This is a genomic window from Pseudarthrobacter sp. CC4 (assembly GCF_048957775.1).
Lineage (GTDB): Bacteria > Actinomycetota > Actinomycetes > Actinomycetales > Micrococcaceae > Arthrobacter.
Map to the genome: position 1 here is coordinate 37,624 of NZ_JARCCZ010000013.1, position 13,936 is coordinate 51,559.

Consider the following 13,936-nt stretch of genomic DNA (forward strand, 5'->3'; position numbering starts at 1 on the left):
GATGTCCGCGCCAGGGCGTAGTGTGCGGACATGGACGCGATCCCAGCCCGCCCCTTCGACCCCCTGGAAGCTGTCCGCCCGCCCTCCACTCCCGGATTCGACGTGCTGCTGGCCGGAACAGTTTTCCAGGACATCATTTTCACGGGCCTTCCGCACGCGCCGGAGCCCGGCACCGAAATCTGGAGCGACGGCATGGGCAGCTGCCCCGGCGGGGTTGCCAACCAGGCCATCGCCGCGGCACGGCTGGGACTGAAGACAGGACTGGCCGCCGCGTTCGGCGACGACGGCTACGGGGACTTCAACTGGAAGATTCTCTCCGGCCAGGAGCACGTGGACCTCTCGCTGTCGCAGAAAGTGCCCGGCTGGCACTCACCCGTCACCGTCTCCCTCTGCGTGGAGAAGGACCGGTCGATGGTGACCCACGGCCACGCCGCGCCCATCACCTCCTCCGAGCTGATCGGGGACCCCCCTCCTGCGCTCGCAGGCATCGCGGAAGTGGGCAGGGAGATCGAGCCGTGGGCCAAGGCAGCCCACCACGCGGGGGTCAAGCTGTTCGGCGACGTCGGCTGGGACCCGAGCGGAGAATGGGCGCCCGCCCGGCTGGACAACCTGCAGTACTTCCATGCCTTCCTGCCCAACCAGCGCGAGGCCATGGCCTTCACCGGGAAGGACGATCCCTGGACAGCCCTCTATGCGCTGGCGGACCGGGTCCCGGTGGCCGTGGTGACGCTCGGTGCCCAGGGTGCCATGGCCGTGGACTCCGAAACGGGGGAGGAGGAATGGGTGCCGTCGCTTCCGGTCAAGGCCTACGATCCCACCGGCGCGGGGGACTGCTTCGACGCCGCGTTCATCGTTGGCAGCCTCGCTGGCTGGCCGCTGGGCAACAGGCTGCGTTTTGCCAACCTCTGCGCCTCGCTGGCGGTGCAGGAGGTGGGCGGATCGCTGGCCGCCCCCGGCTGGGGAGATATCGCCGACTGGTGGAAGCGCGCCAACGCCCGTCCCGAGCGCCAGACAAGCCAATGGCTGAGGCGCTTCGGCTTCCTCGCCGACATCATCCAGGACGTCCCGCTCGCCGCCCAGCGCCGGGCTTCGGCAACCATCGCCCACCTCTCGGACGCCTGACGGATTATTCGGCCTGAAGCGCCAGCACTAGAATCACTAGGGTGACTTACCCCGCAACAACCGGAGAATTCAGCGCTGCCCCGGGGCCCGGCCCCCGCTATGAACGGTCGGCCGTGATCGACCTCGACGCGATCCGGCACAACGTCCGGCGCCTGGCCGCCGCCGCCTCCCCCGCGAAAGTCATGGCCGTGGTCAAGGCTGATGCGTACGGGCACGGTGCGGTCCCGGTGGCGCGGGCAGCCCTGGAGGCAGGCGCCGCCTGGTTGGGCGTGGCCCACATTTCCGAGGCCCTGGCGCTGCGCGCTGCCGGTATCGACGCGCCGCTGCTCGCCTGGCTGCACACCACGGAAAGCAACTTCGGTGCTGCCGTGGCGGCCGGCGTCGACATTGGCTGCTCGGGCTGGGAGCTGGAAAGCATCGTGGCCGCGGCCCGGGAGCAGGAGCGCCCCGCCCGCATCCACCTGAAAGTGGACACCGGACTGGGACGGAACGGAGCCGCCCTGGACACCTGGGACCAGCTGGTGGGCGAGGCCATGGAGTACCAGGACCAGGGCCTGCTGCGCGTAGTGGGAATCTTCTCCCACCTTGCGGTTGCCGATGAGCCCGAGCGCCCCGAAACAGACCAGCAGCTGGCCACATTCCGGGAGGTCCTTGCCGTTGCCGAGGACGCCGGGGTGGACCCGGAGGTCCGGCACCTCGCCAATACCCCTGCCACGCTCTCCCGGCCCGACACCCACTTTGACCTGGTCCGGGTGGGCCTTGGCATCTACGGCCTCTCGCCGTTCAGCGGGCAGAGCTCAGCCGAGCTGGGGCTGCGTCCGGCCATGACCCTGCGGACCCTGGTGTCACAGTGCAAGGACGTGCCGGACGGGCAGGGCGTCTCCTACGGCCTCCGCTACCACACCAGCGGCCCCAGCACGCTGGGCCTGATCCCGATGGGTTATGCCGACGGCGTCCCGCGCGTCGCTACCGGCGGCCCGGTCCGGGTGGCAGGCACGACCTATCCCGTGGTGGGCCGGATTGCGATGGACCAGATGGTCATTGACATGGGCGACGACGGCCCCGCCAGCGCGGACCTGCTGGGCGCGGAGGCGGAACTGTTCGGCGACGGCGCGGACGGCGGCCCCACCGCCGATGACTGGGCGCGGGCGGCCGGCACCATCAACTATGAGATCGTCACCAGGATCAGCCCCAGGGTGCCGCGCTGCTTCGTCAACGAAGAGGACCCGGGCTCCGTGTCCAGCCAGGAGAAGCTCCCGTGAGCACCAATGGCGAGGCTGCCCTGCCCAACTGGGAACAGACTTTCACCGCGACGACGGCGGAGCAGACCCATGCGCTCGCCGTCCGCCTTGCTGCGGTCCTGGAGGCCGGGGACCTGCTGGTGCTGAGCGGCGAGCTGGGTGCCGGGAAGACCACCTTCACCCAGGGGCTGGGAGAGGGGCTGGGCGTCCGCGAGGGCATCATTTCCCCAACGTTCGTCCTGGTCCGCATCCACCCCAACCTGCCGGCGGGACCACGGCCCGGCGGCCCGGACCTGGTCCATGTGGATGCCTACCGGCTGGGATCAGCAGCCGAGATTGACGACATCGACCTTGAAAACACCATGGACTCCTCCGTCACGGTGGTGGAGTGGGGCAAGGAGCGGGTGGAACACCTCAGCGAAAGCAGGCTGGAGATCGACCTGCACCGGGCCATCGGGCTCGGCACTGGCCTGCCCTCGGCCGGCCTGGACTTCGACACGGAAGACGCGGACGAGCCCCGCACCATCGTCATGCGCGGGTACGGTCCCCGCTGGCCTGAAGCCCCGGCGCTCGGCGCCGCGAAGGAAGGCGTCCGCTGATGCTGATCCTCGCCATTGACACCTCCGCCGTAGCCAGCGCCGCCCTGGTTTCAGACCATGTGCCGGAAGGAGTGCTCGCCAGCTTCTCCACAGAGGACACCCGCAGCCACGCCGAGGTCCTTGCCCCCGGGATCGCAGGGATGCTCGCCGACGCCGGCGTTACCGGAAACGACATCGACGCCCTGGTTGTGGGGGTGGGTCCCGGGCCTTTCACCGGGCTGCGGTCCGGAATCGCCACCGCGAGGACCCTGGCCTTTGTCTGGGGCAAGCCCCTCCACGGGCTGATGAGCCTGGATGCCGTGGCCCTGGAAGTGGCGGAATCCTCGGCGGCGGTGAGCGAGTTCCTCGTGGCAACCGACGCGCGCCGCAAAGAGGTCTACTGGGCTCGCTACAGCCTCACGGAAGGCCAGCTTCCAGTCCTGGAAGACGGCCCGCATGTCAGCTTCGCCGCCGACCTGCCCGACCTGCCCGCTTTCGGTGCCGGAGCCGGCCTGTACGCGGACGTACTGAAAGTCCACCCCGACTTCGCGGAGGAACAGCCGGACGCCCTGTACCTGGGGCAGTTCGCGCTGGCCAGGCTGGCGGCCGGCAACGGACTTCCCGACTCCACGCCGCTGTACCTTCGGGAATCCGACGCCCAAGTCCCCGGACCAAGGAAGAGGGCCCTGTGAACGCCACGCCCGGCTCCCGCAGCCAGGACGTCACCGTCCGCGACATGACCCTGGACGACATCCCCGCCGTCAGTGCCCTGGAACAGCGGCTCTTCCCGGTCGATGCCTGGCCCCTGCAGATGTTCCTCGACGAACTGTCCCAGCCGGAAACCCGCCGCTACCTGGTGGCGCAAGGCAGCGACGGCATCGTGGGCTACGCCGGCCTGATGTGCATTGAGCCCATCGCGGACGTCCAGACCATCGCCGTCGTCCCTGAGTATGAGGGCCGGGGCATCGGCACCGCGCTGCTCACCAGCCTCATCGACGAAGCCCGGCGCAGGCGGGCGGCGGACGTCCTGCTGGAGGTCCGGGCGGACAACCCGCGGGCCCAGCAGCTGTATGTCCGCTTCGGCTTCGAACAGATCCACGTCCGCCCCCGGTATTACCGCGACGGCACCGACGCCCTCATCATGCGCCTCCAGCTCACCGGAACCCCGGGAACAGGCACTGAAGACGCGAATCCCACGGAAGGACGCCGGCCATGAACCGCTCGCAGCCACTGGTGCTGGGCATCGAATCGTCCTGCGACGAGACCGGCGTCGGCGTGGTCCGCGGCACAACGCTGCTCACCAACACCGTGTCCTCCTCCATGGACGAGCACGTCCGGTTTGGCGGTGTCATTCCCGAGATCGCCTCCCGGGCCCACCTGGATGCCTTCGTTCCCACCCTGGAACAGGCGCTTTCCGACGCCGGCGTGACCCTCGACGAGGTGGACGCCATCGCCGTCACGTCCGGTCCTGGCCTGGCCGGAGCCCTCATGGTGGGGGTGTGCGCGGCCAAGGCGCTGTCGGTGGCAACCGGCAAGCCCCTGTACGCCATCAACCACCTGGTGGCCCACGTGGGTGTGGGACTGCTGGACGGGGGCGCCCCGGCCGGAACGGCCCCTGGTACCCCGCAGCTGCCCGAGAACCTCGGCGCCCTGCTGGTCTCCGGCGGCCACACTGAAATCCTGAAAATCAACAGCATTACCGACGACGTGGTGCTCCTCGGCTCCACCATCGACGATGCCGCCGGCGAAGCCTACGACAAGGTGGCCCGCATCCTGGGCCTCGGCTATCCGGGCGGACCGGCCATCGACAAGGTGGCCCGCACCGGCAACCCGAAGTCCATCCGGTTTCCCCGCGGCCTCAGCCAGCCCAAGTACATGGGCACGGCCGAGGAGCCCGGCCCGCACCGCTATGACTGGTCCTTCAGCGGCCTCAAGACGGCGGTGGCCCGCTGCGTGGAGCAGTTCGAGGCGCGCGGCGAGGAGATTCCGGTGGCTGACATTGCGGCCGCCTTCCAGGAGGCCGTGGTGGACATCATCTCTTCCAAGGCCGTCCTGGCCTGCCGTGAACACGGCATCAAGGACGTGCTCCTGGGCGGCGGCGTAGCGGCCAACTCAAGGCTGCGCGAGCTCACGGGCCAGCGCTGCGCCTCCGCCGGGATCAGGCTGCACGTGCCGCCGCTGGACCTCTGCACGGACAACGGCGCCATGGTGGCGGCACTGGGCGCGCAGCTGGTGATGGCGGGCGTGGAACCCAGCGGCCTCCGCTTCGCCCCGGACTCGTCCATGCCGGTCACCTCGGTGTCCCTCCCGGCGTAAACCGCCGGAAGGGGCCTAAGCGGTGGGGCCGTTGCGCATCTGGTTGACCAGGTCCAGGACCACGGCCCGGAGGTCTCCGCCGTGTTCGGCGGCCACGCGGCGCTGGCGCTGGTAGCCGGCACCGCGGCGGATGATCTTTTCGACGTCGGCCAGCTCGTCCGGGCAGCCCAGCTTGGCGGCCACGGGCTCAAGCCGGTTCAGGGTCTCCAGCAGGTGCTCGGTGACCAGCTGCTCGTGGCCCGCGGCGTCCAGGATGATAATGGCGTCCATGCCGTAGCGGGCTGCGCGCCACTTGTTTTCCTGGATGTGCCAGGGCGGCATGGTGGGGATGGTGCCGCCGTTGTCCAGGATCGTGGAGAACTCGTCCACCAGGCACTGGGTGAGGGCCGCGATGGCGCCCACTTCCTCCAGCGTGGCCAGGCCGTCGCAGATGCGCATCTCAATGGTGCCCAGGTTGGGCACCGGCCGGATGTCCCAGCGGATCTCCGAGAGGGTGTCGATCACGCCGGTGGTGAACATGTCCTGCACGTAGGACTCGTACTCCTCCCAGGACTTGAACTGGAAGGGCAGGCCGGCGGTGGGGAGCTGCTGGAACATCAGCGCCCGCTGTGAAGCGTAGCCGGTGTCCTCGCCGCCCCAGAACGGGCTTGATGCGGAGAGCGCCTGGAAATGCGGGAAGTAGTTGACCAGGCCGTCCAGCACGGGCAGCGCCTTGTCGCGGCGGTCCAGGCCGACGTGGACGTGCACGCCGTAGATGACCATCTGCCGGCCCCACCACTGGGTGCGGTCGATCAGCTTGGCATAACGGGCCTTGTCCGTCACCGGCTGCAGCTGCGGCGGGCTGAACGGGTGGCTTCCGGCACAAAAGAGTTCCACGCCCATGGGATCGGTGATTTCGCGGACGGCGGCCAGGGAACGGCTGAGGTCCTCCTTGGCTTCAGCGGCGGTCTCGCAGATGCCGGTCACCAGTTCAACCGTGTTCAGGAGCAGTTCCTGCTTGATGTGGGGATGCTCGTCGTCATCATTGAGTTCCGGGTGTCGTGAAGAAACGCCGCGAAGCACCTCATTGGCTACGGACGCGAGTTCGCCTGTCCTGCCGTCCACCAGCGCGAGTTCCCACTCAACTCCCAGCGTTGACTGCCTTGAGGGGGCGAAATCGATCTTCACGCATTTCCTAACTGTCCTGTTTGCCGCTGGCTCACGCCGTCACTGACAGGCTGTTGCCGGCAGGCGAACGGATGGTTCAAGTCTAGTGCAGGGGTAGCATCGTATTGATGGCCTTGTTCCAACACCTGCGTGAGAGTCCTAACAAAACCTTCCCCCTCCTGGCGGCAGCCTCCGCCGCAGTAGCCCTGGCGTCCTGTACGGCCGCACCCGGCCCCGTCCCGTCGTCGGCCCCTTCTGCGCCAGCCCCGCCCGCCGCATCGCCGAGTACGACGACGGCGCCCGCCACCTCCTCCCCGCCACCTGATCCGGGTGCCCGGCCACTGGGCTGGGGGCCCCGGCAGCGCGACCAGGACAAGGCCGCCGCGGCGGTGGCGGCGATGACCACCGAGGAGAAAGCCGGGCAGGTCCTCCTTCCGTCCTTCAAGGGCAAGGAGGTGGAGGCCCACGCTGCCGCCATCGAGCGCCTGCACCTTGCCGGGTCCATCATCATGGGCGACAACGTTCCGCTCGACCCCCAGGGCAGGCTGGACGTGTCCGGCATGGCCGCCGTCAACCAGCGGCTGGCCCAGGCTGCAGCCGCCGGCGGCCGGCCCTGGCCCGGGATCATCGCGGTGGACCAGGAAGGCGGCCAGGTTGCCAGGCTGGGGCCACCCCTGACGGAATGGCCCACGCCCATGAGCTACGGGGCCGCCGGGAGCGTGCCACTGGCCAAGGAGGCCGGGCAAGGTCTGGCTGCGGAGCTGGTGCCGCTGGGGTTCAACGTGGACTTCGCTCCCGATACGGACGTCACCATCGGCCCGAAGGATCCCACCATCGGTGCCCGGTCCATGTCCTCGGACCCGGGCGCTGCCGCTTCGCTCGGCGTGGCATTCTCCCAGGGGATGCTCGCGGCGGGCGTCCTGCCTGCGGTCAAGCACTTCCCGGGACACGGTTCGGTGGCCGTTGATTCCCATGTCAGCCTCCCCGTGCAGCCCGCGGCCGTTGCGGACCTCGGCGGCCGCGACTGGAAACCGTTCGGGGCCGCCATCGCCGCCGGTTCGCCCATGGTGATGACAGGGCACATCGCCGTCCCGGCGCTGCAACCCGGCGTGCCGGCGTCGCTCTCCGGACCCACGTATGCCGCACTGCGGGGCCTGGGCTTCAACGGGGTGGCGGTGACGGACGCCCTGAACATGGGCGCCGTGGCCAAGCAGTACCCCGGCGGAACCGCCGCCGTGATGGCCCTTGCCGCCGGAGCTGACCTCCTGCTGATGCCGGCCGACGTGGGGCAGGCGCATGCGGCCATCGTCCAGGCCGTCGCCTCCGGCGCCCTGCCGGCTGAGCGCCTGGACGAGGCCGCCCGGCGGGTGGCAACGATGATGGCGTGGCACGGCAGGACCGCTGCGGCGAACGGTGCGCCGGCGGGAAGCGGGGGAGCCCTCTCAGCCCGGGTTTCCGCCTCCGCCGTCACCGTGCTCTCCGGACCGTGCAGCGGACCCCTGGTGCCCGGAGCGGTGCGGGTGGCCGGCGGCGGGCCGGGGGACAGGGCCCGGTTTGAGGCCGCTGCCGCCCGGGCCGGACTGTCCGTGGGCTCCGGGCCGCTGGTGAGCCTCATCGGCTACGGCGGGCGCGGGGTGGAAGGGGACATCGCCGTCGCGCTCGATGCGCCCTGGCCGCTGCAGGACTCGCCCGCTCCGGTGAAGATAGCCCTCTATGGCCGCACCGACGGTGCCTTCGACGCCCTGGCCGCCGTCCTGGCAGGGAAGGCGCCCGCCCCCGGGAAGCTGCCCGCCGCCGTCGGGAGCTTCCCGGCCGGCACCGGCTGCCCCTAACCCAACTAGGTAGCGCTAAGTGTCGTTTTGGGGGCTCAAAACGACACTTAGCGCTACCTAGTTGGGCGGGAGCGGGTTAAATGGTGGGGTGCCCATTCTGAATAAAGACATGACCCTTTGCATCTCGCTCTCGGCCCGGCCCAGCAACAACGGGACCCGGTTCCACAACCACCTGTATGAGCAGCTGGACCTCAACTGGATCTACAAGGCCTTCGCCCCCACCAACCTTGAACAGGCCATCGCCGGGGTCCGGGGGCTGGGCATCCGCGGCTGCGCCATCTCCATGCCGTACAAGGAGGACGTCATCGCCCTCGTCGACGAGATGGACCCCTCGGCCAAGGCCATTGATTCAGTGAACACCATCGTGAACACGGACGGGCACCTCAAGGCCTACAACACCGACTACACGGCAATCGAACAGCTTCTGGCCGCCAACAAGGTGCCTACGGGCTATTCCGTCCTGGTCCAGGGCGCGGGCGGGATGGCCAAGGCCACTGTCGCCGCGCTTCGGGACGCCGGCTTTACCGACGTCACGGTCATTGCACGGAACGAAACCACGGGCCGGGCGCTCGCAGAACAGTACGGGTTCCAGTGGCGCGCCGAACTCGACGGCGGGACCGCCGACCTGATCATCAACGTGACGCCGATTGGCATGGCGGGCGGATCCGAGGCAGGTGCCCTGGCCTTCCCGCAGGAAGCCATCGACGCCGCCAAAGTGGTGTTCGACGTGGTTGCGCTGCCCGCCGAGACGCCGCTGGTCAAGGCTGCGCGGGCGGCGGGGAAACCCGTGATTACCGGTGCGGAAGTGGCAACCATCCAGGCCCTGGAGCAGTTCGTGCTGTACACCGGCATCCGGCCCACTGCCGGGCAGGTGCGCGCGGCGGAAGAGTTCATGCGCGCGCAGTAGCCGTTTCTTCGCGGGCAGTGCCCGGCACCGGCTCCACCACGATGGCCACCCGGTCCTCCCCGATACGGGTCAGGACCAGGGTGGCTGTTTTGGTCCCGGCCTTCTTGCCGGAGTTCTTTCCGGCTGCGCTCTTCCCCCCTGGCAGGAGCTGCCTGCGGAGCTCCTCGGGAGTGACGGCGGTGCCGCGCTTTTTGATGTCCAGCACCCCGATGCCCTCTGCCTTCACCCAGGCCTTGAGCGCCTTGACGTTGTAGGGCATCACGTCCAGGACCTTGTAGGCGCGCGCGAACGGTGTATCCACCAGCTCCGGTGCGCACACATAGGCGATGTGCTCATCCACCAGGTGTCCGCCAAGCTGCAGCGCGACGTCGGCCACCAGACCGGCCCGGATCACCGCGCCGTCCGGTTCGTAGAGGTAGCCCCCCACCGGCCCCACCGGAGCGGCAGGACCGGCGCCGAAGTCTTCTCCGCTGGTCAGCTCCGCCGCGCCCCGGGCGCCGAGCACCAGAGCGGCCCGGCGGACTCCGGGCCGGCGCACTGCGTTGAACCACAGCGCAACCTCGGTGACGTCGCCCGCCACCGAAACCCACTGTGCCTCACAGCCGGCCGGAACGGACTCGTGCGGCATGCCCGGGCCCATCTTGACCCCGACGGCCAGGCCGGACGCGGCCAGGCCCTCAACGAAGGACAAGGGCGGCGAAAAGGCTTCAGGGTCCCAGATCCGCTTGGTGCCCGACGTCGAAGTAACCCGGCGCGCGGGATCCAGCCAGACGCCGTCGATCCCGTCCAGCGGCACCGCCGTGGCGTCTGCGTGGACCACGGTGGCGTTGGGGAACGGAATGAGGTTCACCGTGGCGCAGGCCGCCGTCGTCTCGTCCATCTCCACAGCGGTGACGTTGATGTCCATGGAAGCCAGCGCCAGCGAGTCCGCGGCCAGGCCGCAGCCCAGGTCCGCCACGTGGCGGACTCCGGCCTCGGCGAACCTCTGGGCATGGCGGGCGGCGACGTTCAGCCGGGTTGCCTGTTCCAGCCCTGCCTGGGTGAACAGCATGCTGCGGGCGAACTCACCGAACTTCGCCGCGGCCTTGGTGCGGAGCCGGGACTGGGTCAGGACGGCGGAAACCAGTTCGGGGGAGTGGCCGGCCTTGCGGAGGGCCGAGTTCAGCTCGAAGGACTTCTCTTCCTGGTAGGGGCCCAGGGACGCCAGGAGCTCCCAGCCTTCAGGGGTGAGCAGCGGTGCAATCTGGTCCTGGGGAGCGTGAGCCATGGGTTCCAGCCTAGTGGAGGAGCGGGCCGCCGCTATGCCGATAGTGTTGAAGCCATGAACCAGAGTGCAGGTCCGCAGCAGCCCCGTCAGCACCAACCCGGGGACGGCGGCCCGGCGAGGTTCGCCCGGCCGGCACTGATCGCAGGTTCCGTGGTGGCGGTGGTGTGCCTGGCGCTCCTGGTGATCATCTTCTTCCTGGACACCTTCAACGCCACCGTCTATTCGGTGGGCGGCAACGACATCAAGGACGACACCCAGGAGGCCCGGGATATCCGGGGGCTGTACGACGGAGCCCGGGCCGGCAGCGTCGTCTTCCTTGCCGCGTCGCTGTTGACCGCCCTGGTTTCTGCCTTCCTCCTCTACCGGGGGCGGAACTCCGCAGGCGGGGCCGACGGCGGAGAGGACGTCGACTTCGACGACCTGGGCCGCTGAGGTGGCCTGCCGCCCGCGCTGGTGAGCAGGACCCCGGAAATGACCAGGACGCCGCCCAGGACCTGCGGGACCGTGATGGGCTGGCCAAGGGCCACCGTGATGATCGCGGTGAAGACGGCAATGAGGTTCAGGTAGTTTCCGGCATTGGCAGCCGAGGTGCGCTTGAGTGCAAGGTTCCAGAGCAGGTAGGAACCCAAGGAGGGGAACAGGGCAATGTAGGCCAGCGACCAGCCCTCCGAGGCGGTGGCCGGCAGCCCTGCCCCGGTGGCCACCGCAAAGGGAACCAGGACAATCGCCGCCATGGCCACCTGCACCGCGGTGGACGTAATCGCCGGGACGGAGAGCCTGCGGGCGATGATCGTATAGAAGCCCCAGACGGTGATGGCGGCCACGATCAGCAATTCGCCGGCATCAATCGAGAAAGTCAGCAGCCGCTGCAGGTTGCCTCCGGTGAGGACCAGCAGGACGCCTGCCAGGCCCAGGGCAACGCCCACCCAGCTCAGGGGACCCGGCCTGTCCCGAAGCAGGATGGCGGCCAGGACCATGATCAGGGCCGGGTTCGCAGCCGTCACCAGGGAGGCGTTCAGGGCAGAGGTGTGCCCCAGCGCACTGTAGAGCAGCAGGGTATAGGCGCTCATCCCAAGGCAGCTCAGGAGCAGGAGCATCGGCCAGCGGCGCAGGACAGCGCGCCAGTCCGGCCGGTCCACCGCCTGTGCCAGGGCCAGCAGCGGCACGGCAGCCAGGGCCCAGCGCCAGAAGGTCAGCTGGAGCGGCTGCATGGTTTCCATGGCGGCCTGGCCTACAACGAAGTTACCCGCCCAGAAGAGGGTGGCAAGGGTCAGGTACAGGGCTGCTCGCACCGGTCAAATGTACATGGATTGGTGTCCGCCCATGACGAAACGCTGGCACTCGCCTTGACCGAGTGCTAAGCCTTACATAGAGTCATCATTAGCACTCTCCCTAGGAGGGTGCTAACACATGAAGAGCTGCCAGCCTGGCTGCTGCCGGCACCGCGACGACGGTTTGCCAGCCAGGGCGGAAAGCTTTCCAGTCCACGAATTTGCTGACGAAGAAGGAGAGGTCCGAGTGTCGGTCTCTATTAAGCCTCTTGAGGATCGTATTGTTGTCCGCCCGCTCGAAGCCGAGCAGACCACGGCTTCCGGCCTGGTCATCCCGGACTCCGCACAGGAGAAGCCGCAGGAAGGCGAAGTTGTTGCAGTAGGCCCCGGCCGCTTTGAGGACGGCAACCGCGTTCCTGTCGACGTAGCCGTTGGCGACGTCGTTATCTACTCCAAGTACGGCGGAACCGAAGTCAAGACCGGCGGCACCGAGTACCTCGTGCTGTCCGCCCGCGACGTCCTGGCGATCGTCGTAAAGTAACTCTCCGGATCCCCGTGCCGCTGGTCATGCATTCTGCTGGTCGGCTGCGCGGGGTTCTGTCTTGAAAGGACAAAACCATGGCAAAGCAGCTTGCGTTTAACGACGCTGCCCGCCGGTCTCTTGAAGCCGGCATCGATAAGCTCGCCAACACCGTCAAGGTGACGCTCGGCCCCCGCGGCCGCAACGTCGTCCTGGACAAGAAGTGGGGCGCTCCCACCATCACGAACGACGGCGTCACCATCGCCCGCGAAGTGGAACTGGACGACCCCTACGAGAACCTTGGCGCGCAGCTGGCCAAGGAAGTCGCAACCAAGACCAACGATGTTGCCGGTGACGGCACCACCACGGCAACCGTCCTGGCGCAGGCCCTGGTCAAGGAAGGCCTGCGCAACGTGGCTGCAGGCGCAGCTCCCGGCCAGATCAAGCGGGGCATCGAGGTTGCCGTTGAGGCCGTCGCCGCCCGCCTGCTGGAGAACGCCCGCCCCGTTGAAGGCACCCAGGTGGCCAACGTTGCAGCCATCTCCGCCCAGAGCGACGAGATCGGCGAGCTCCTCGCCGAGGCATTCGGCAAGGTGGGCAAGGATGGTGTGATCACCATCGAGGAGTCCTCCACCACGCAGACCGAACTGGTCCTGACCGAGGGCATGCAGTTCGACAAGGGCTACCTGTCCCCGTACTTCGTCACGGACGCGGAACGCCAGGAAGCAGTCCTCGAGGACGCCCTGATCCTGATCAACCAGGGCAAGATCTCCAGCATCCAGGAATTCCTGCCGCTGCTGGAAAAGGCGCTGCAGGCTTCCAAGCCGCTGTTCATCATTGCCGAAGACGTTGAGGGCGAGGCCCTGTCCACGCTGATCGTCAACCGCATCCGCGGCACCCTGAACGTCGTCGCCGTCAAGGCTCCCGGCTTCGGTGACCGCCGCAAGGCCATGCTGCAGGACATCGCCACCCTCACCGGTGCGCAGGTTGTGTCCCCGGAACTGGGCCTCAGCCTGGACACCGTCGGCCTTGAGGTGCTGGGCACCGCCCGCCGCATCACCGTCACCAAGGACAACACCACCATCGTTGACGGCGCAGGCTCGGCCGAAGACGTGGCAGCACGCGTGGCCCAGCTCCGCGCCGAGCTGACCCGCACCGATTCCGACTGGGACCGTGAAAAGCTCCAGGAACGCCTGGCCAAGCTGGCCGGCGGCATCGGTGTCATCAAGGTTGGCGCAGCCACCGAGGTTGAGCTCAAGGAGAAGAAGCACCGCATCGAGGATGCTGTTTCCTCCACCCGAGCTGCCCTGGAAGAAGGCATCGTGGCCGGCGGTGGCTCGGCCCTGATCCACGCCTTGAAGGCACTGGATGAGGACCCGGCCGTCAAGGCACTCGAAGGCGACGCCGCCGCTGCCGTGGGCATTGTCCGCCGCGCGCTGGTCCAGCCGCTGCGCTGGATTGCCCAGAACGCCGGCTTCGACGGCTACGTCATCACCGCCAAGGTTGCCGAGCTCGAAACCAACAACGGCTTCAACGCCAAGTCGGGCGAGTACGAGGACCTGATCGCTGCCGGTGTCATCGACCCCGTCAAGGTCACCCGCGCGGCCCTCCGCAACGCGGCTTCCATCGCTGCCCTGGTTCTCACCACCGAGACCCTGGTTGTCGAGAAGCCTGCCGAGGAAGACGAGCACGCGGGACACAGCCACTAGCAAGTAGCTGCGCACGGGCAACCGTGT

Annotated in this window: 14 protein-coding genes; 11 read left to right on the forward strand and 3 right to left on the reverse strand. The window is 68.3% G+C overall.

The annotated features are described in order from the left end of the window. The first annotated feature begins 30 nt into the window (after positions 1–30). The 6 genes from PV768_RS10055 to tsaD are packed head-to-tail and all read left to right on the forward strand — an operon-like array spanning position 31 to position 5,257. Positions 31–1,122: a carbohydrate kinase family protein gene (locus tag PV768_RS10055; protein WP_157241644.1), complete on the forward strand. Its 1,092-nt coding sequence runs from the start codon at positions 31–33 to the stop codon at positions 1,120–1,122. A gap of 41 nt (positions 1,123–1,163) precedes the next feature. Further along, complete coding sequence (gene alr / locus PV768_RS10060) at positions 1,164–2,384, forward strand: alanine racemase (protein ID WP_323056651.1); 1,221 nt, start codon at positions 1,164–1,166, stop codon at positions 2,382–2,384. After that, positions 2,381–2,962, forward strand: a complete 582-nt coding sequence (tsaE, locus tag PV768_RS10065) for a tRNA (adenosine(37)-N6)-threonylcarbamoyltransferase complex ATPase subunit type 1 TsaE (RefSeq protein ID WP_321214037.1) — start codon at positions 2,381–2,383, stop codon at positions 2,960–2,962. Before alr ends, tsaE begins: the two co-directional genes overlap by 4 nt. Further along, a complete protein-coding gene (gene tsaB / locus PV768_RS10070) occupies positions 2,962–3,633 on the forward strand; it encodes a tRNA (adenosine(37)-N6)-threonylcarbamoyltransferase complex dimerization subunit type 1 TsaB (RefSeq protein ID WP_157241645.1) in 672 nt (223 codons plus the stop codon). The genes tsaE and tsaB overlap by 1 nt, the downstream gene beginning before the upstream one ends. Positions 3,634–3,677: 44 nt before the next feature. Beyond that, positions 3,678–4,157: a ribosomal protein S18-alanine N-acetyltransferase gene (rimI, locus tag PV768_RS10075; protein ID WP_321216278.1), complete on the forward strand. Its 480-nt coding sequence runs from the start codon at positions 3,678–3,680 to the stop codon at positions 4,155–4,157. Beyond that, positions 4,154–5,257, forward strand: a complete 1,104-nt coding sequence (gene tsaD, locus PV768_RS10080; RefSeq protein WP_421092953.1) for a tRNA (adenosine(37)-N6)-threonylcarbamoyltransferase complex transferase subunit TsaD — start codon at positions 4,154–4,156, stop codon at positions 5,255–5,257. Before rimI ends, tsaD begins: the two co-directional genes overlap by 4 nt. A 15-nt stretch (positions 5,258–5,272) precedes the next feature. Here the strand turns inward: tsaD and PV768_RS10085 are convergent, their stop codons facing one another. Beyond that, positions 5,273–6,424 (reverse strand): glutamate--cysteine ligase, encoded by a 1,152-nt coding sequence (locus tag PV768_RS10085; protein WP_321214035.1) that lies wholly within the window; start codon positions 6,422–6,424, stop codon positions 5,273–5,275. A 377-nt stretch (positions 6,425–6,801) separates the two neighbouring features. Between PV768_RS10085 and PV768_RS10090 the strand changes: the two genes are divergently transcribed. Further along, on the forward strand, positions 6,802–8,235 hold the full coding sequence (locus tag PV768_RS10090; protein WP_321216277.1) for a glycoside hydrolase family 3 N-terminal domain-containing protein: 1,434 nt from the start codon (positions 6,802–6,804) through the stop codon (positions 8,233–8,235). Positions 8,236–8,344: 109 nt separating this feature from the next. Then, positions 8,345–9,142: a shikimate 5-dehydrogenase gene (locus tag PV768_RS10095; protein WP_157243042.1), complete on the forward strand. Its 798-nt coding sequence runs from the start codon at positions 8,345–8,347 to the stop codon at positions 9,140–9,142. Here the strand turns inward: PV768_RS10095 and PV768_RS10100 are convergent. After that, the gene (locus tag PV768_RS10100; protein ID WP_421092954.1) at positions 9,126–10,409 is read right to left on the reverse strand and encodes a THUMP-like domain-containing protein; all 1,284 of its coding nucleotides are present in this window, start codon (positions 10,407–10,409) and stop codon (positions 9,126–9,128) included. The two genes, PV768_RS10095 and PV768_RS10100, sit on opposite strands and share 17 nt — an antisense overlap. Positions 10,410–10,463: 54 nt before the next feature. Here PV768_RS10100 and PV768_RS10105 point away from each other — a divergent pair, with 54 nt between their 5' ends. Further along, a complete protein-coding gene (locus PV768_RS10105; protein ID WP_157241648.1) occupies positions 10,464–10,841 on the forward strand; it encodes a hypothetical protein in 378 nt (125 codons plus the stop codon). On the opposite strand, the gene PV768_RS10110 is transcribed toward PV768_RS10105, so the two are convergent. Next, on the reverse strand, positions 10,769–11,701 hold the full coding sequence (locus tag PV768_RS10110) for a DMT family transporter (RefSeq protein ID WP_370460645.1): 933 nt from the start codon (positions 11,699–11,701) through the stop codon (positions 10,769–10,771). The two genes, PV768_RS10105 and PV768_RS10110, sit on opposite strands and share 73 nt — an antisense overlap. A 226-nt stretch (positions 11,702–11,927) precedes the next feature. Between PV768_RS10110 and groES the strand changes: the two genes are divergently transcribed. Both groES and groL read left to right on the forward strand, forming a co-directional pair. After that, positions 11,928–12,221 carry a co-chaperone GroES gene (groES, locus tag PV768_RS10115; RefSeq protein ID WP_003805290.1) on the forward strand — a complete coding sequence of 98 codons (294 nt, stop codon included), beginning with the start codon at positions 11,928–11,930 and terminating at the stop codon, positions 12,219–12,221. Between the two features lie 77 nt (positions 12,222–12,298). Further along, positions 12,299–13,909 carry a chaperonin GroEL gene (gene groL / locus PV768_RS10120; RefSeq protein ID WP_157241649.1) on the forward strand — a complete coding sequence of 537 codons (1,611 nt, stop codon included), beginning with the start codon at positions 12,299–12,301 and terminating at the stop codon, positions 13,907–13,909. Positions 13,910–13,936 lie beyond the last annotated feature (27 nt).